The organism is Bradyrhizobium sp. Ce-3 (assembly GCF_022835695.1).
GTDB lineage: Bacteria > Pseudomonadota > Alphaproteobacteria > Rhizobiales > Xanthobacteraceae > Bradyrhizobium.
In genome coordinates, this window is record NZ_BQUV01000003.1 from 472,718 (window position 1) to 489,327 (window position 16,610).

Genomic DNA, 16,610 nt, shown 5'->3' on the forward strand with positions numbered 1-16,610 from the left:
TTATGGGTCCCGGCCTGCGCCGGGACGACACTGCGGCGGGCGTCAGTTCAAATTGATATTGAATTCGTAGCTTTTGTCGCCGCCGACCAGCGTCAGCTTCAGCGCGGCGCCGTCCGCCTTGGCGCCGGGCGGCAACCCGTCGAGCTCGAACGAGAAGCGCTTCACGCCGGGCGGCGCGTGCGCGACGAGCTTGGGCACCGGCAGCGCCCAATCGGGCGTCGGTCCCTCGACGAACAGGCTGAGGTCCTTGGTGTCGGGTGCTGCGACATCGACCAGCACGTTGTTGCCGTCGCGCTTGACGTCGCGGATCGTGACCGGGGTGGCATCGCCGATATTGGCGGGCTTCGGCACCGCGTTGAGCGCTTCCGACAGCGCCGCGTCCTCGGTCGAGGCGACGCTGGCGAACGCGAGCTCGGCCTTCGCCTCCACCGGCACGCACAGCTTCTCGCACACCGCGTAGTTGATCTCGGCGCGCAGCACCAACGGCTTGTCGGGATTCTTCGCGACGATGCGCAGCGGCAGCACCACCTGGTGCTTGTAGCCGAGCGAGGTGCCGCCGGCGCCGTCGTCGAACTGGCGCGGCGCCGGCCACATCACCGTGACCGCATCGACATTATCCGACTTGGAGAAATCGAACCGCGGCGGCACGCCGGAATCGCCGGGTGTCCGCCAGTAGGTTTTCCAGCCGTCCTGCAACTGGAAGGCGATGCCGCCCAGCAGCACCGCGCCGCTGCGCGATCCCGCGAGCAACCGCACGGCCGAATGGCTGTCCTGCTGCCACGGCGAGGCGTCGTCGGCGCGAACCTCCGTTGCGGCACATGCGACGGAAATCAGGGCGGCAACGCCAAATGCGGCCCGCAAGGGAACTGTGACGATCATGAGACGTCTTTACCTGCAACTTTCGGTGCAAACCATTGAATTGCTTGTGATGCATCGCCGCACTGCGGCCGATGGTTGATTGACAGAACGGCCACCCAATATCAGGATGCCAAATCAGCAGGAAAGGCCTTTGCGGATGCGCCCTGAAGGCAAAACAGGCAAGACTCGCAAGACCGCCGCCGGCAGAGCCCCGGCCGCCGGTCACAACGCGCCCGAGGACGGCTACCTCGATGGCCAGATGCTGATCGCGATGCCTGTCATGAACGACCCGCGGTTCGAGCGCTCGGTGATCTACATGTGCGCGCATTCGTCGGAAGGCGCGATGGGCATCATCGTCAATCGCCCGGCCGGCAGCATCGATTTTCCCGGCCTCCTGGTGCAGCTCGACATCATCGAGAAGTCGGACCAGATCCAGCTGCCCGAGAATGCCGAGATGATGAAGGTGATGAAGGGCGGCCCGGTCGACACCGGCCGCGGCTTCGTGCTGCATTCCAGCGACTTCTACATCCAGGATGCGACGCTGAACATCGATGACGGCATCTCGCTCACCGCGACCGTCGATATCCTGAAGGCCATCGCCAAGGGCTCAGGCCCCAAGCATGCGATCCTCGCGCTCGGTTATGCCGGCTGGGCGCCGGGCCAGCTCGAGAACGAGATCCAGCACAATGGCTGGCTGCATTGCGATGCCGATCCGGAGCTGATCTTCGGCACCGACGTCGACGAGAAATACGCGCGCGCCCTGCGCAAGATCGGCATCGAGGCCGGCATGTTGTCGAACGACGCCGGCCACGCGTAGCTCGCCACACCCACAGTGTCGTCCCTGCGAAAGCAGGGACCCATCACCACCGCATGTCGTTGTGATGCCGCGCTGGGGCCACAGCTTCGCGCAACAACGGCGGCCTGTGGTTATGGGTCCCGGGTCGCGCTTACGCTTGCCCGGGACGACGGCGGTGGGTGTGGTCTACTCCGCTGCTTCCTGCGCCACCGTCGGCTGGGTGCCTGCCACCGTGGCGCGGCGCATGTCGCGGGGCTGCGACTGGTCGTAGCGGCGGACGCGGTGCACGGTCTGGCGGTTGTCCCACATCACGAGGTCATGCACCGTCCATTTGTGCACATAGACGAATTCGCTCTGCGTGGCGTGCTCGGTGAGGTCGCGCAGCAGCACCCGCGCCTCCGGCATGCTCATGCCTCTGATGGCGCCGGCATGCGAGGACAGATACAGCGACTTGCGGCGATGCGAGGGGTGGGTGCGCACCAGCCGCTGCAGCACCGGTTTGAACATCGCCTTCTCCTCGTCGGTGTAATCGAGGAAGCCGAGCGAGCCGCGCGAATACATCAGCGAGTGCTCGCAGATCATGTCCTCGATCTCGGCCTTGGTCTCGTCATCCAGCGCATCATAGGCGGCGCGCATGTCGGCGAATTCGGTGTTGCCGCCCTTCGGGTTCACCACGCGCGCCGACAGCAGCGAGAATTTCGCCGGGATCGGCCGGAACGAGCTGTCGGAGTGCCACAGGCAGTTGCCGAGATTGAACAGGTGGGTGCGATGATCCTTCGGCAGCGGCTTGCCGTCCTTGCCGAGATTGGAGACATCGTTGAGCCCGGCGGAGAGGCGGTAGTCCTCCTTCTTCGCGATGGTGCCGCCGCGCGCATCCTCGCGCTCGCCGAAATTCAGCGCGAACGCCATCTGCTGATCGTCCGATATCTCCTGGCCGTGGAACACGAGCACGGCGTATCTGTCCATGCCGGCCTCGATGTCGACCGCTTCCTGCTTCGTCAGCGGCTTGCGCAGATCGACGCCGGAGACCTCGCCGACGAAATGCTTGTGAAGCTGGCGGATCAGGACCGTCATCGGCGTGTCTCCCCGAATCTTGCGGGCGGTTGTCCCGCTTCGTTTGACGCGAAGGCTACTCCCGATGCGCGGCCTGTCAACGCTTCGCGGCAAGATACGGCGAAGCGCGGATCAGGCATTCCGTGCCATCAACCCGCCGTCGACCGGAATCACGGCGCCGGTCAGGAACGATGCGGCGGGCAGGCACAGGCTCAGCGTCATGTGCGCGACCTCTTCGGGATCGCCGTAGCGCGCGAGCGCGGTGCGGCGCTTGGCGTAGATCGTCTTGTGCTCCTCGGAGATGCGGTCGGTGATCGCGGTGCGGATCGGGCCCGGGCAGATGCAGTTCACGGTGATGCCTTCGCGCCCCAGTTCCACCGCGAGCGAACGCGTCAGGCTGGTGACGCCGCCTTTGGCCGCGGAGTAGGGGCTGTGCAGGCCTGTTGCGCCCAGAGCCTCCGTCGAGGCGATGTTGACGATGCGCGGCGATCGCGACTTGCGCAGGTATGGCAGTGCGGCGCGGATGATGCGTGGATGCGCGGTGAGCATCACCGCGATGCCCTTGGCCCAGGCATCCTCGTATCCGGGATCGTCGATCGCCACACGCACCGAGATGCCGGCATTGTTGACGATGATGTCGAGCCCGCCGAAATGCGCCGCGACATCGTTGACGACTTTTGTGATCGCGTCGCGATCGCTGACATCGAGCGTCCAGGCCTTTGCCGAGCCGCCGCTTGCGGAAATCTCCTTGGCCACCGCCTGCGTGCCCTCTTCGGTAAGATCGGTGACCGCGACATTGGCGCCTTCATCGGCAAACACGCGCGCGGTGGCGCGGCCCATGCCGCTGGCTGCTCCCGTGACCAGAACGGTGAGGCCCTTCACCGAACGGCTGAGCTGCTTGTATTCGGACACGACGGACCTCCCATTTGTTTTTCTTGGTTGTCAGACGCCAACGCTCGCACCGATCTGCAGATACGTCAAACCGGCAATCCTTGATCGCCGCGCAGGCAGCGCGTTAACGCAAGTTTCCCGGTTGGCTTTTCGCAAAGGATCATGCTCAATCAAGAAAACAACAGAGAGGAAACGCGATGAGCGAGCTCGATTTCAGCGGCAAGCAAATACTGGTGGTCGGCGGCTCCAGCGGCATCGGCAACGGCATCGCTCAGGCCTTCCGCGCCAAGGGCGCGCGCGTTGCCGTGTACGGCACCCGCGCGCAGGCAAGCGACTATTCCGCCGAGGAAGGCTCGCATCTCGAGGGCCTCGCCTATGCGCAGCTCGATGTCTCCGATCCGCACGCGATCGAAAGCCTCACGCCGTCGTTCGATCGGCTCGACGTGCTGGTGCTGGCGCAGGGCGCGGTGATTTACCGCCGCGGGGAATTCCAGATGGAAGGCTTCCGCAAGGTGCTCGAGGTCAATCTGATGAGTCTGATGGCCTGCGCGACGAAATTCCAGCCGATGCTGAGCGCAGCCAAGGGATCGCTGATCATTGTCAGTTCGACCGCGGCCTATCATTCCACCATGGGCAATCCGGCCTACAACGCCTCGAAGACCGGCGCGGTCGGGCTGACGCGCACGCTCGGCGAGGCCTGGGCCGAGAACGGCATCCGCGTCAACGGCATCGCGCCGGGCCTCGTCGACACCAAGATGACCAAGGCGACGACCGCGAATCCGAAGCGGCTCGAAGGCGCGCTCGAGCGCATTCCGCTGAAACGTCTCGGCACGCCCGCCGACATGGCCGGCGCCGCGCTGTTCCTGGCCTCGCCGCTCGCCTCCTACATCGTCGGCCAGACCATCGTGGTCGACGGCGGGTTGATCCTTTAGGAACCTGCGCGAGGTTCCGTGGTTGGCTCCCTGACAGTTTCAGGGAGCAGTCATGATGGACAAGGATCGGATTTTCGGAACGGCGAAGGAATTTGCAGGCAAGGCGGAAGGCGCCGTCGGCGATGCGACTGGCGATAAGGAAACGCAGGCCTCGGGCCGTGCACGCGAAGCCGCAGGTTCGGTGCAGGATCTCTACGGCCAAGCCAAGGATGCCGCGCGCGACGCCGCCGACACTGCGGTCAACTACGCCAAGGACGCGTACGAACATCGCGGCGAGACCGTTCGCAGCGGACAGAAGGCGATGGCGCAGACGGTGCAGGACAATCCGCTCGGATCGCTGCTGATCGCCGGCGGCATCGGCTTTGCGCTTGCGCTGTTGATGACGCGGCAGCCGCGCCGTCCGCCACCGTCGCGCTGGCGGTACTACGGTTGAGCCGCACGACGAAATCGTAGGGCGGGTTGGCGACAGCGTAACTCGCCGTCCCGCCTAACCTCGTCCTCACGAGTTCATCCGTCGTCATTGCGAGGAGCGAAGCGACGAAGCAATCCATCCGTCCGCGTCTGCGGATCGATGGATTGCTTCGCTTTGCTCGCAATGACGTGGATCCGCTTACTGCCAGGGATTCCCCGGCCCTGCGGCCCGCTGTCCGACGTTGCGCGGCGGACGCGGCGGCGGGGCGACCAATGGGCGCTGCTGCTGCGGCGCGCCGAAGCCGAAGATATCACGCAGCCAGGGTTGGGTCTGTGGCTGCGGCTGCGGTTGGGCCTGGGCCGGACGGAACGCGCGCCGTTGCGGCTTCGGCGCGGTGATGATCGAGCCATCCGGCGCGATCGCCGTGGTGGAGGGCGGCGGATTTGCGGGCCCGCCGGTGGGCGCAGCCGGCGTGGCCGCGGCAACCGGCACGTCGCCCTTGGCTTGCTCGCGCCCGATCTCGCGGCGCGGCCAGGCGAAATCATCGGCACGGCCGGCCGGCGGCGCCAGGGCCTCGCCCTTCACCAGCGTGCGCGCGGCGAGCGCATCGACGGAGGCGGGCCGTGTTCCCGGTCCGCCGAGCAATTGATCGGTGCCGACGGTGGAAGCGACCAGCGGCAGCACGGGTCCGGCAAGCGGCCGCGGCGCCGGCTTGCCCGGCTCGGCGCTGGTGTCGGGCGTCGCCGGTTCGCTCGGCAGCGCGATCGGGCCGGTGCGCACCGCGAGCAGGCGGGTCACCTCGCGCTCGACATAATGCGCGAGCTTGCGCGCGCCGGCCTTGGTGAAGAACACGCCGTCATCGGAGCGCAGCTTGCGCGGCTGTCCCTCGAAGTCCGGGCCCTTCGGCATGAAGCGGCCGGCCTCGTCGACAAAGCCGTCCCAGACGTCGACATAGGTGATGCCGGCCTTGCCGGCGCCGTCGCGATACAGCGCGTCGAGGAACAGCATATCCGACGTGCCCTTCTGGCCGCGGATCGCGGGCAGGCCGACCCACAGCACCGGCACGCCCTTGCTCTTCAGGACGTTGATCAGCTCCTCGATCTTCTTGCCGTAGAGCTCGACCCAGCGGTCGTCGCGGAAGTCGTAGACGCCGTTGGGCGAGCGCGCGGTCTTTTCCGGCGCGGCCTGCTGGTCGTTGTCGGCATCATCTGCCGGCGGCTCGGTCTCGGCCGGCTTGCCGTCGGTCTTGCTATCTGCCTTGCCATCGGTCTTGGCGGCGGCATCGGGTTTGTCACCGGGCTTGGCATCCGGCTTGCCGCGCGCGTCCTTTTTATCGTCCTTCTTGTCGACCTTCTTCTCGACGACCGGCTCTCGGATCGAGGTGCGATCGTTGAGGCCGAGCATCACCACGATGGCGTCGGGGTTCTCGGTGGCGAGAATGCCCTTGGCGGCCGCCGCCCAGTCCGCCGGATCGCCCTTGGGCTGATAGCGGATCAGGCCGGAGACCGTCTTGTGCTTGCGGATCACGCCCATGTCGGGCTGGTCGGAATAGGCGTCCTCCAGGCCATAGGCGAGCCAGTCGGCCATGGCGTCGCCGATCACGAGCACGTTGCGCTCGGCCGCGGCCTCGCGCTTGGCCGGCGGCGGCGCGCGCGAAAAATCCTCGCGCGGCCGCTGCGGCTGGGACGATTGCGGCTGCTGCTGGAACGGCGCGAAGAAATCGCCGCCGAACCAGCCGCCACCGCCGCCACCATGCTGCGGCGGCGCGCGGCGCTGCGGCTGCGGCGGTCCGCCACCGAAGCCGGGGAAGCCGAAGAACTGCGCCGAGGCGGGCTCGGCAATGCCGATCAACAGCGCAAGCGCGACCGTCAGCGCGACCAGCGGGCCGGCTTCGGTGAATATGCGCAAGAAGGATCTCGGCTTTGGCATCGCGTTCAGTCGCAAATGATCTGGAAGTACGTGAGCATACTAGCGGAATCGGGCCGCAAGCGGGCAGCTTTTCCACCATAAATCGGGTGCCTCCGGCCGCCGTCAAGGCAGCCGGCAAATATCGGATTTCACGGTTAGTTTCGGGGGCGGGGGCGCCGCACCGGAACTGGGCTCCCGCAAGCGCAGAGCCGTAGCCCGGATGGAGCGAAGCGTAATCCGGGACCAGACCAGCCGCGCGGTGAGAACCCCGGATTTCGCTGCGCTTCATCCGGGCTACGGGGCGGCCTACCGCCCCCGCAGCCGATCCAGCACCTCTGATGTGGCAAAGCCGTCGGCCGGTGCGCCGATCGAGACCTGGAAGCCGCGCAGCGCCTCGCGGGTCTGGCCGCCGAACTGGCCGTCGGGCGTGCCCTTGTAGAAGCCGCGCTGGGCCAGCAGCTGCTGCAGTTCCAGCCGCTCGGCGCGCGACAGCACCCGTTCCTGGCGTGGCCAGGGTTGCACGAAGGGTTGGCCGCCGCGCAGCCGGTCGGCGAAATGGCCGATCGCGAGCGCATAGGCCTCGGCCGGGTTGTACTTCATGATGACCCGGAAATTCTGCAGCATCAGGAAGCCCGGCCCCTCGGCACCCGCCGGCGCCAGCAGATAGGCCTTGTCGGACGGCCGCGGGAACGCCTGGCCGTTGGGCCGCTTGACGCCGAGCTGCTCCCATTGCGACAGCGGCATCGCCTTGGCGCGGTCGGCCAGCATGTAGTTGAGGCCCTGCGGCAGCACGACCTCGTAGCCCCAGCTTGCGCCGGTCTGCCAGCCGTCCTTCTTCAAATTGTTGGCGGTGGAGGCGATCAGGTCGCTCGGATTGTCGACCACGTCGCGACGGCCGTCGCCATCGCCGTCGACGGCGAAGCGCTTGAACGCGGTCGGCATGAACTGGGTCGGACCGAACGCGCCGGCCCAGGAGCCGCGCAGCTGCTCGGGCCTGAGATCGCCGCGGTTGAGGATTTCCAGCGCCGACAGGAATTCATCCTTGAAGTAGGCCTGGCGGCGGCCGATGCAGGCGAGCGTCGCGGTCGACTGCACCACGCTGCGATCGCCCATCTGGGTCGAGTAGTTCGACTCGATGCCCCAGATCGCCGCGATGATGTAGCGATCGACGCCATAGGCTTTCTCGGTCGCGTCGAACTGCGGCTTGTACTTCGCGAGGATCTCGCGGCCCTTGGCGAGCCGCGCATCGCTGACGAGGATATCGAGATAATCCCAGATCGCCTTGGTGAATTCCGGCTGCGAATCCAGGAGATCCATGATGCGCAGGTCTGGCGTGAGCCCCGCGGTGAAGCGTTGGAAATTCTCCTGCGTGATGTTGCGCCGCGCGGCATCCGGCCACATCGCCGCGACGCAGTTCGGGAAGTCGGACGCGGCCTGGCGGATCGCGGCTGCCGTCATCAGCGGATGGCCGGAGGCGCCGTCCTCGCCGCTCCAGGGCGGCGGCGCACCGTCCTGTCCAGTCGCGGCCTGCGGCGGCGTCGCGGCGTTCGGGGAGAAGATGCTGTCGATCAAATTGGTCAGGCCGTTGCCGGCCGATTGGGCTTGCGTGCTGCCGGGCAGCAGCAGGGCCAGCGCGATCAGGCTCGCGCTGAAAAGTCTGGTCCTTGATGTTCCCGTCGCGCGCATGTGTCGTGTGCCTGTCAAAATCGTGCCGCCTCAGAAGGCCCCGTCACGGTTTCCAATAGCTTAACAAAGGGCAGCATTTGGGGCGTGGCGAAATCACGCGACGGTTTTGGCCGGGACAAATTGTCCGGCGCATCAATCCGTTCTGACCTGATCCCTGAGATCGGCCAAAACGGCTTCGGCATTCTCAAAGCAGTCGCCGCCCGGCGGGCTCGCTTCGATCCGGGCGATCACGGCTTCCAGTCCGGCCTGGGTTTCAGCCAAGCGACCCCGCAGGGCTGCGACCTCGCGCACCTTGGTTTTGAGCGCGGTCAGCAGTCTGTCGCGGCTCCAGTCTCCCTTGCCGTGCGGCGGCAGCAGGTTCCGGATCTCGTCGAGCGAGAAACCGGCTTGCTGGGCCATCACGATGATCTCGAGCACTTGCCTGGTCCCGCGCGAGTACTGCCGGTAGCCGTTCAGGCCGCGGTCGATCGACCCGATCAGGCCCTCCCGCTCATAAAAGCGGATGCGCGACGGCGACAGGCCGGACTCCCGGGCCAGTTCCCCGATCTTCACGGCGGTGCTCCTTTGGCTGCTTGACCTTAAAGTTCACTTTAAGGTTAGGGTGCGCCCAGATCAACAAGGAACTAGGAAACCTGGCTCATGTCGCCGTTCGATTCCCTCACGCTGCCCAATGGAAGCACTGTTCCCAACCGCATCGCCAAGGCGGCGATGGAGGAGAACATGGCCGATGCCGCGCATGTCCCCTCGGCCGAACTGCTGCGACTCTACCAGGCCTGGGCCGATGGCGGCGCCGGCCTCATCATAACAGGCAATGTCATGATCGACCGCCGCGCCATGACCGGGCCGGGCGGCGTCGTGCTGGAGGACGGCACCGACCTCGAAGCGTTCCGGAATTGGGCGCGGATCGGCCGGGCCAGGGGTGCGCAGATGTGGTTGCAGCTCAACCATCCGGGCCGCCAGATGATGAAGAATCTCGGCCAGCAAACCGTGGCGCCGTCAGCGGTACCGCTCGATCTCGGCAAGCATTCGAACCTGTTTGCGACGCCGAGGGCGATGACCGGGCAGGACATCGACGAGGTGATCGCGCGCTTCGCCGGCGCGGCGCGCCTCGCCGAGCGGGCGGGTTTTTCCGGCGTAGAGATCCATGCGGCGCACGGCTACCTGCTCAGCCAGTTCCTGTCGCCGCTGACCAACCGGCGCACCGACGATTGGGGCGGCTCGCTGCAAAACCGGGCGCGTCTGTTGATCGAAACCGTCAAGGCGGTGCGCGCGGCGGTGTCGCCGGGCTTTTCCGTTGCGGTCAAATTGAACTCGGCCGATTTCCAGCGCGGCGGCTTCGATGCGCTCGATGCGAAGACCGTCGTCGAGATGCTGAATCAATTGCCCGTTGACCTCGTCGAACTGTCGGGCGGCAGCTATGAGGCGCCGGCGATGCAGGGCGATGCCCGCGACGGCCGCACGCTGGCGCGCGAGGCCTATTTCCTCGACTTCGCGCGCGACATCGCAGGCGTCGCGAAGATGCCGGTGATGGTCACCGGCGGCATTCGCCGCATCGGCGTCGTGCAGCAGGTGCTCGACAGCGGTGTCGCAATCGCAGGTATCGGCACCGCGCTCGCGATCCGGCCGGATTTGCCGAATGCCTGGCGCAGGGCGGAGGATCTGCGGCCAGACGTCGCGCCGATCGGCTGGAAGAGCAAGCCGCTGGCCTCGCTCGCCGCCATGGCGGTGGTGAAATTCCAGTTGCGGCGGTTGAGCCGGGGCCGCACGGCCAATCCGAACGTTTCGCCGCTGAAGGCGTTGGTCCTCGCCCAGCTGCGGACTGCGGTGCTCACTCGCAAGTATCGCCGCTGGATCGGGTCATCTGCTGCCGCGACTGCCGTAACCGGGGGCGCGGCAGCCCCGTCGCGCGCCAATTCGCGCGCCGTCGGGATGCCGCGATAGGCGGAACGCTCGGGTCGAACAGGCTTGGGTGCAGAAGGCGGATGGGTGCGCATCACACATCCGCCTTTGTTCTCGGCTGCAAAAACGGTTACCAAGAAGAGATTAAATCTCGCGCGTTCCCACCCGTTGCAAGGCTTCCGATAATCCCATGAAGATCCGCAAAGCCGTATTTCCCGTCGCCGGTCTCGGCACCCGTGTGCTGCCCGCCACCAAGGCGATGCCGAAGGAGATGTTGACGATCGTCGACAAGCCTTTGATCCAGTACGTGGTCGACGAAGCCCGCGAAGCCGGCATCGAGCACTTCGTGTTCGTCACCGGCCGCAACAAGGGCGTCATCGAGGATCATTTCGACCGCATGTTCGAGCTCGACACCACGCTGGCGCAGCGCGGCAAGAAGACCGAGCAGGACATCCTGGCGCAGAACCAGCCTGAAGCCGGCGCGATGAGCTTCACCCGGCAGCAGGCGCCGCTCGGGCTCGGCCACGCCGTGTGGTGCGCGCGCGACATCGTCGGCAACGAGCCGTTCGCGGTGGTGCTGCCTGATGAACTGGTGCTGAACACGCCGGGCTGCCTGAAGCAGATGATCGACGCCGCCAACAAGCTTGGCGAAAAGTCGAATGTGCTCGCGGTCGAGGCGGTGCCCGATGAGCTCACCCATCAATACGGCATCTGCGGAGTGGGAAAACGCACCGGCAACATCTTCGAGGTCGACGGCATGGTCGAGAAGCCGCCGAAGGGAACCGCGCCGTCGAACCTGTCGATCACCGGCCGCTACATCCTGCAGCCGGAGATCTTCGACATCCTGGCCACCCAGGAGCGCGGCGCCGGCGGCGAGATCCAGCTCACCGACGCGATGATCGGTCTTGCCAGGACGCAGAAGTTCTACGGCGTCGAGTTCGAGGGCGAGCGCCACGATTGCGGCTCCAAGCCCGGCTTCCTGCGCGCCAACATCGCCTTCGGCCTCAAGCGCCCCGAGCTGCGCGACGGCCTGATCGCCGAGATGAAGAAGTATCTGGAGAAGTAGGGGCGCGGGAAGATTTGTAGGGCGATTAGCGCAGCGTAATCCGCCGTCGCGTGTCGGCCGGCGAATTACGCCTTCGGCTAATCCGCCCTACGTACTGTCATCGCCCGGTCGATGACATTGCGCCAGAACCATCCACGACGTCGTCCCGGCGAAGGCCGGGACGACGGTTGTGGATGTGGCGCGATGTATGCGTCAAACGAGAATTATATTTCCACCGCAGCATCTCCGCAGTCACGCCACCTTCCGCCGCCCCGCGCGTTTCGCCGGCTCTTTCGCGCCATCCTGCTTCGGCGTGCGCAACTCCCTGGCGGCGAGGCTCACCACTTCGGCGATCTGCTGCAGCTGCGCGGCGAGCGGTGAGGTCTTGCGCCAGACCATGCCGATGGTGCGCGAGGGCTGCGGGTGCTTGAAGCGCGAGACCGTGACCGGCGCCGAGCGGGTCTCGACCGTCACCGCCATCTCGGGGATCAAAGTGACGCCGATGCCGGCGCCGACCATCTGCACCAGCGTCGACAGCGAGCTCGCGTCCAGCACCTCGCGCGGCGGCGAGGACTGTATGTTGCAGAACGACAGCGCCTGGTCGCGGAAGCAGTGGCCTTCCTCGAGCAGCAGCAGCCGCATCTCGCGCAGCATCTCGGCGCTCGGCACCGGCGTCTTGGCGTCCTCGCCCGGCCGCACCAGCAGGAAATTCTCCGAGAACAGCGCGACCTCGGTCAGCGACGGTTCATGCACCGGCAGCGCCACGATCGCGGTATCGAGCCGGCCTTCGGCGACCTCCTTGATCAGCTTCGGCGTCAGCGTCTCGCGGACATGGATGTCGAGCTCGGGATGCAGCCGCGCCAGCGTCTCGATCACCTTCGGCAGCAGATATGGCGCGATCGTCGGGATCATGCCGACGCGCAGCCGCCCGGCGAGCTTGTCGCGCGAGGCGCGCGCGAAGTCGCCGAGCTCGTCGACCGAGCGCAGGATATCGCGCACGCGATGCAGCAGGTCCTCGCCGAACGTCGTCAGCGTCACTTGCCGCGCATTGCGTTCGATCAGCACGCCGCCGACGGCGCGCTCCAGCTCGCGGATCTGCATCGACAGCGCCGGCTGCGACACCGCGCAGGCATCGGCGGCGCGCCCGAAATGCCCGTGCTGCGCCAGCGCATCGAAATACCTCAATTGCCGGAGTGTGACATTTATCATCAGATTATCTTATCGACGCGATCACTAAAGTCAATTTCACCTGATGGATTGGGGCGCGTAGAATCATTCTTGGAAGAGCTCCAGCGCATTCCAGAATCCACCACCTCGGAGAAGAAACATGGACGCAAAAACCGACGAAGGCGCGGGCAAATGCCCATTCACAGGCGGGCCTCGCGGGCACTCGAATCGTGACTGGTGGCCGGAGACGCTCGACGTTCAGGTGCTGCATCACAACTCCAGCCTGTCCGATCCGATGGGCAAGGGCTTCGACTACGCCAAGGAATTCAAGAGCCTCGATCTCAACGCCGTGATCAAGGACCTCACGGCCCTGATGACGACGTCGCAAGAATGGTGGCCGGCCGACTTCGGCCACTACGGCGGCTTGATGATCCGCATGGCGTGGCACTCGGCGGGCACCTATCGCATCACCGACGGCCGCGGCGGCGCCGGCGCCGGTCAGCAGCGTTTCGCCCCGCTCAACAGCTGGCCCGACAACGCCAACCTCGACAAGGCGCGCCGGCTGCTGTGGCCGATCAAGCAGAAATACGGCCGCAAGATCTCCTGGGCCGACCTGATGGTCCTCGCCGGCAACGTCGCGCTGGAATCGATGGGCTTCAAGACGTTCGGCTTTGCCGGTGGCCGCGCCGACGTGTGGGAGCCGGAAGAGCTGTACTGGGGTCCGGAAGGCACCTGGCTCGGCGACGAGCGCTACAGCGGCGAGCGCCAGCTCTCCGAGCCGCTCGGCGCGGTGCAGATGGGCCTGATCTACGTCAACCCGGAAGGCCCGAACGGCAATCCGGACCCGGTCGCCGCCGCGAAGGACATCCGCGAGACCTTCTTCCGCATGGCGATGAACGACGAGGAGACCGTCGCGCTGATCGCCGGCGGCCACACCTTCGGCAAGACCCACGGCGCGGGCGATCCGTCGCTGATCGGGCCGGAGCCGGAAGGCGGCGCGCTCGAGGAACAGGGCCTCGGCTGGAAGAGCAAGCACGGTACCGGCATCGGCGCCGACGCAATCACCGGCGGCCCCGAGGTCACCTGGACCCAGACGCCCACGAAGTGGAGCAACCACTTCTTCGATAACCTGTTCAAGTACGAATGGGAGCTGACGAAGAGCCCCGCAGGTGCGAAGCAGTGGAAGGCGAAGGGCGCGGCGGCCGACATTCCGGACGCGTACGACCCGTCGAAGAAGCATGTCCCGACCATGCTGACCACCGACCTGTCGCTGCGCTTCGACCCGGCCTATGAGAAGATCTCGCGCCGGTTCTACGAGCATCCGGATCAGTTCGCGGACGCCTTCGCCCGCGCCTGGTTCAAGCTCACCCACCGCGACATGGGCCCGATCCAGCGCTACCTCGGCCCGCTGGTGCCGAAGGAGACGCTGATCTGGCAGGACCCGGTGCCGAAGCTCGATCATGCCGTGATCGACGACAAGGATATCGAGGCGCTCAAGGCCAAGATCCTCGCCTCGGGTCTCTCGGTGTCCGAACTGGTGTCGACCGCCTGGGCCTCGGCCTCGACGTTCCGCGGCTCCGACATGCGCGGCGGTGCCAACGGCGCGCGCATCCGTCTCGCTCCGCAGAAGGACTGGGAGGTCAACGAGCCGGCGCAGCTCAAGGGAGTGCTGTCCAAGCTCGAAGCCATCCAGAAGGAGTTCGGCAAGAACGTCTCGCTCGCCGATCTGATCGTGCTCGGCGGCGCGGCTGCGATCGAGAAGGCGGCGAAGGACGGCGGCACCAATGTGAAGGTCCCCTTCACGCCGGGCCGCACCGATGCGACGCAGGACCAGACCGACGTCGAATCGTTCGCTCCGCTCGAGCCGCGGGCTGACGGCTTCCGCAACTATATCAGCGGCAAGCATCAGTTCCTGCAGCCCGAGGAGGCCTTGGTCGACCGTGCACAGCTCATGCGGCTGACCGGACCGGAATTGACGGTCCTGGTCGGCGGCCTGCGCGTGCTCGGCGCCAATGCCAAGGCGTCGAAGCACGGCGTCCTCACCGCCAAGCCGGGGACGCTGACCAACGACTTCTTCCTCAACCTGCTCGACATGGGCACGGTGTGGAGCGATGCCGGCCAGGGCGTCTATGAAGGCCGCGACCGCAAGACCAAGGCGGTGAAGTGGACCGGTACCCGCGTCGACCTGATCTTCGGCTCGCACTCGCAGCTGCGCGCGTTCGCCGAGGTCTACGGCTCGTCGGATGCCAGGGAGCAGTTCGTGAACGACTTCGTCGCGGCCTGGGCCAAGGTGATGAATGCCGATCGTTTCGATCTCGTGAAGTAGTCGGCCGGCAACGGCAATCGGGGACAGGGCGGCGCTTCGGCGCCGCCCTGTTTCATTTCGGGGGTGCCATCGGACGACGAAGCCGTTCCGCGGTCTTGTTCAGTCGTGCAGCTTCATGTCCCGGATCATCTCCTCGAACTCCGCCTGCGTCGGGGCTGTCAACGGCGGTCGCGACGCGCTGCTCGTCGCGTAAGGAGCGTCGCACTGCGAGGCTCCGCGCGAAGGCTCGAAGATTGCGGTCAGGCTCGCCCAGCACACCAGGAGCGCCACGATCCAGTCCAGTACATTGGATGCCGTCATTGCAGCACCATCAGCATTTCCATGCGCCCATGCTGCAGCCTGTGCGGCGCTTGCGCAATTCGGAAGGCGCGAAACGCAACTTCGGCGCAGCCGATTCAATTGCCCCTCGTCATTGCGAGCCACCCGGTCGGCGCAAAGCGCCGCCGGATGACAGGCTCCGCGAAGCAATCCATCTCACCCCTTGTGCAGAGATGGATTGCTTCGTCGCTTCAGCGCAAAATTGCTTTGCAATTTTGTCGCGAGCTCCTCGCAATGACGCGCGGTTGGAATTGAGCGCAATCCGCACGTTGCGCGGTCGCTACTACAGCGACTATCCGGTGCGCGCCCGGCGGCCTTCGATCGGATAGGCGGGATCGTTGAAGCCCGGCGTCGAGGGATGGCCGGCGGCGACCAGGCGGTCGATCAGGGCTTCGTCCTCGGCGGTGAAGCGATAATCGAGCGCGCGGATATAATCGTCCCATTGCGCCTCGGTGCGCGGGCCCGCGATCACGGCGCTGACGAACGACGAGTTCAGCACCCAGGCGACCGCGAACTGTCCCGCGGTGATGCCGCGGCTCTCGGCGTGGCGCTTGATTTCCTGCGCCAGCTGCAGCGATTCCGGCCGCCACTCGGTCTGCATCATGCGCTTGTCGTTGCGGCCGGCGCGGGTATCCGCAGGCGGCGCCGCATCGGGCGCGTATTTGCCGGTCAGCACGCCGCGTGCCAGCGGGCTGTAGGGCACGATGCCGAGCCCGTAATACGCGCAGGCCGGGAAATGCTCGACCTCGGGCATCCGGTTCATCGCGTTGTAATAGGGCTGGCTCGCGACGGGACGGTCGATGCCGAGCCGGTCGCAGATGTTGCAGATCTCGGCGACCCGCCAGGCGCGATAGTTCGAGACGCCGAAATAGCGCACCTTGCCGGCGCGGATCAGGTCGCCCATCGCGCGCACCGTCTCGTCGAGCGGCGTCGCGTGGTCCTCCTTGTGCAGATAGTAGACGTCGATGTAGTCGGTGCCGAGCCGCTTCAGGCTCTCGTCGGCGGCCTGCAACACCCAGCGCCGCGACAGCCCGCCATGGTTCGGATCGTCGCCGATCGGGTTGGCGAGCTTGGTCGCGAGCACCCAGTTCGACCTGCTGTTGGAGATCGCGCGTCCGACGACCTCCTCGGACTTGCCGCCATTATAGGCGTCGGCGCTGTCGATGAAGTTGATGCCGGCCTCGCGCGCCTTGGCCGCGATCCGCGACGACGTCGCCTCGTCGGTCGGTCCGCCGAACATCATGGTGCCCAGGCAGATCGGCGAGACCTTCAGGCCGCTGCGGCCAAGCTGGCGATATTGCATCGATCGTTCCTCCGGT

General features: G+C 66.1%; 15 protein-coding genes. 6 read left to right on the top strand and 9 right to left on the bottom strand.

Translation table 11 applies throughout. The features are described 5' to 3' along the window. Positions 1-42: 42 nt before the first annotated feature. Positions 43-879, bottom strand: a complete 837-nt coding sequence (locus BRSPCE3_RS13325; protein ID WP_244066271.1) for a protein-disulfide reductase DsbD domain-containing protein — start codon at positions 877-879, stop codon at positions 43-45. A 136-nt stretch (positions 880-1,015) separates the two neighbouring features. Between BRSPCE3_RS13325 and BRSPCE3_RS13330 the strand changes: the two genes are divergently transcribed. Next, positions 1,016-1,675 (top strand): YqgE/AlgH family protein, encoded by a 660-nt coding sequence (locus BRSPCE3_RS13330; RefSeq protein WP_244066272.1) that lies wholly within the window; start codon positions 1,016-1,018, stop codon positions 1,673-1,675. Positions 1,676-1,840: 165 nt separating this feature from the next. Here BRSPCE3_RS13330 and BRSPCE3_RS13335 read toward each other — a convergent pair whose 3' ends face one another. Both BRSPCE3_RS13335 and BRSPCE3_RS13340 read right to left on the bottom strand, forming a co-directional pair. Further along, entirely contained in the window at positions 1,841-2,728 is an 888-nt protein-coding gene (locus BRSPCE3_RS13335) for a TauD/TfdA family dioxygenase (protein WP_244066273.1), read from the bottom strand. Positions 2,729-2,839: 111 nt separating this feature from the next. After that, positions 2,840-3,619, bottom strand: coding sequence for an SDR family NAD(P)-dependent oxidoreductase (locus BRSPCE3_RS13340; protein ID WP_244066274.1), 780 nt, complete (start codon positions 3,617-3,619; stop codon positions 2,840-2,842). 176 nt (positions 3,620-3,795) lie between these two features. Between BRSPCE3_RS13340 and BRSPCE3_RS13345 the strand changes: the two genes are divergently transcribed. Both BRSPCE3_RS13345 and BRSPCE3_RS13350 read left to right on the top strand, forming a co-directional pair. Next, positions 3,796-4,530, top strand: a complete 735-nt coding sequence (locus BRSPCE3_RS13345; RefSeq protein WP_244066275.1) for an SDR family NAD(P)-dependent oxidoreductase — start codon at positions 3,796-3,798, stop codon at positions 4,528-4,530. Between the two features lie 55 nt (positions 4,531-4,585). Further along, positions 4,586-4,963 carry a CsbD family protein gene (locus BRSPCE3_RS13350; protein WP_244066537.1) on the top strand — a complete coding sequence of 126 codons (378 nt, stop codon included), beginning with the start codon at positions 4,586-4,588 and terminating at the stop codon, positions 4,961-4,963. Positions 4,964-5,140: 177 nt separating this feature from the next. Here the strand turns inward: BRSPCE3_RS13350 and BRSPCE3_RS13355 are convergent, their stop codons facing one another. From BRSPCE3_RS13355 to BRSPCE3_RS13365, 3 genes are all read right to left on the bottom strand, one after another. After that, complete coding sequence (locus BRSPCE3_RS13355) at positions 5,141-6,871, bottom strand: SGNH family hydrolase (RefSeq protein ID WP_244066276.1); 1,731 nt, start codon at positions 6,869-6,871, stop codon at positions 5,141-5,143. Between the two features lie 285 nt (positions 6,872-7,156). After that, positions 7,157-8,536 (bottom strand): lytic murein transglycosylase, encoded by a 1,380-nt coding sequence (locus BRSPCE3_RS13360; protein ID WP_244066277.1) that lies wholly within the window; start codon positions 8,534-8,536, stop codon positions 7,157-7,159. 132 nt (positions 8,537-8,668) lie between these two features. Continuing rightward, on the bottom strand, positions 8,669-9,088 hold the full coding sequence (locus tag BRSPCE3_RS13365; protein WP_244066278.1) for a MerR family transcriptional regulator: 420 nt from the start codon (positions 9,086-9,088) through the stop codon (positions 8,669-8,671). Between the two features lie 87 nt (positions 9,089-9,175). Between BRSPCE3_RS13365 and BRSPCE3_RS13370 the strand changes: the two genes are divergently transcribed. Further along, a complete protein-coding gene (locus tag BRSPCE3_RS13370; RefSeq protein ID WP_244066279.1) occupies positions 9,176-10,477 on the top strand; it encodes an NADH:flavin oxidoreductase/NADH oxidase family protein in 1,302 nt (433 codons plus the stop codon). Between the two features lie 148 nt (positions 10,478-10,625). Next, positions 10,626-11,501 (top strand): UTP--glucose-1-phosphate uridylyltransferase GalU, encoded by an 876-nt coding sequence (galU, locus tag BRSPCE3_RS13375; protein WP_244066280.1) that lies wholly within the window; start codon positions 10,626-10,628, stop codon positions 11,499-11,501. A gap of 231 nt (positions 11,502-11,732) precedes the next feature. Here the strand turns inward: galU and BRSPCE3_RS13380 are convergent, their stop codons facing one another. Beyond that, positions 11,733-12,689, bottom strand: coding sequence for a LysR substrate-binding domain-containing protein (locus tag BRSPCE3_RS13380; RefSeq protein WP_244066281.1), 957 nt, complete (start codon positions 12,687-12,689; stop codon positions 11,733-11,735). A 118-nt stretch (positions 12,690-12,807) separates the two neighbouring features. Between BRSPCE3_RS13380 and katG the strand changes: the two genes are divergently transcribed. Next, positions 12,808-14,973: a catalase/peroxidase HPI gene (gene katG / locus BRSPCE3_RS13385; protein WP_244066282.1), complete on the top strand. Its 2,166-nt coding sequence runs from the start codon at positions 12,808-12,810 to the stop codon at positions 14,971-14,973. A 99-nt stretch (positions 14,974-15,072) separates the two neighbouring features. Here katG and BRSPCE3_RS13390 read toward each other — a convergent pair whose 3' ends face one another. Continuing rightward, a complete protein-coding gene (locus BRSPCE3_RS13390; protein ID WP_244066283.1) occupies positions 15,073-15,273 on the bottom strand; it encodes a hypothetical protein in 201 nt (66 codons plus the stop codon). Positions 15,274-15,583: 310 nt separating this feature from the next. Next, on the bottom strand, positions 15,584-16,594 hold the full coding sequence (locus BRSPCE3_RS13395) for an aldo/keto reductase (protein ID WP_244066284.1): 1,011 nt from the start codon (positions 16,592-16,594) through the stop codon (positions 15,584-15,586). Positions 16,595-16,610: the final 16 nt, after the last annotated feature.

Bases quoted from the DNA above. Each gene is read 5' to 3' on its own strand.
- BRSPCE3_RS13370 (WP_244066279.1), top strand. From the start codon at position 9,176: ATGTCGCCGTTCGATTCCCTCACGCTGCCCAATGGAAGCACTGTTCCC.
- BRSPCE3_RS13390 (WP_244066283.1), bottom strand. From the start codon at position 15,273: ATGACGGCATCCAATGTACTGGACTGGATCGTGGCGCTCCTGGTGTGC.
- BRSPCE3_RS13325 (WP_244066271.1), bottom strand. From the start codon at position 879: ATGATCGTCACAGTTCCCTTGCGGGCCGCATTTGGCGTTGCCGCCCTG.
- BRSPCE3_RS13330 (WP_244066272.1), top strand. From the start codon at position 1,016: ATGCGCCCTGAAGGCAAAACAGGCAAGACTCGCAAGACCGCCGCCGGC.
- BRSPCE3_RS13395 (WP_244066284.1), bottom strand. From the start codon at position 16,594: ATGCAATATCGCCAGCTTGGCCGCAGCGGCCTGAAGGTCTCGCCGATC.
- BRSPCE3_RS13380 (WP_244066281.1), bottom strand. From the start codon at position 12,689: ATGATAAATGTCACACTCCGGCAATTGAGGTATTTCGATGCGCTGGCG.
- BRSPCE3_RS13355 (WP_244066276.1), bottom strand. From the start codon at position 6,871: ATGCCAAAGCCGAGATCCTTCTTGCGCATATTCACCGAAGCCGGCCCG.
- BRSPCE3_RS13360 (WP_244066277.1), bottom strand. From the start codon at position 8,536: ATGCGCGCGACGGGAACATCAAGGACCAGACTTTTCAGCGCGAGCCTG.
- galU (WP_244066280.1), top strand. From the start codon at position 10,626: ATGAAGATCCGCAAAGCCGTATTTCCCGTCGCCGGTCTCGGCACCCGT.
- BRSPCE3_RS13345 (WP_244066275.1), top strand. From the start codon at position 3,796: ATGAGCGAGCTCGATTTCAGCGGCAAGCAAATACTGGTGGTCGGCGGC.
- katG (WP_244066282.1), top strand. From the start codon at position 12,808: ATGGACGCAAAAACCGACGAAGGCGCGGGCAAATGCCCATTCACAGGC.
- BRSPCE3_RS13335 (WP_244066273.1), bottom strand. From the start codon at position 2,728: ATGACGGTCCTGATCCGCCAGCTTCACAAGCATTTCGTCGGCGAGGTC.
- BRSPCE3_RS13350 (WP_244066537.1), top strand. From the start codon at position 4,586: ATGGACAAGGATCGGATTTTCGGAACGGCGAAGGAATTTGCAGGCAAG.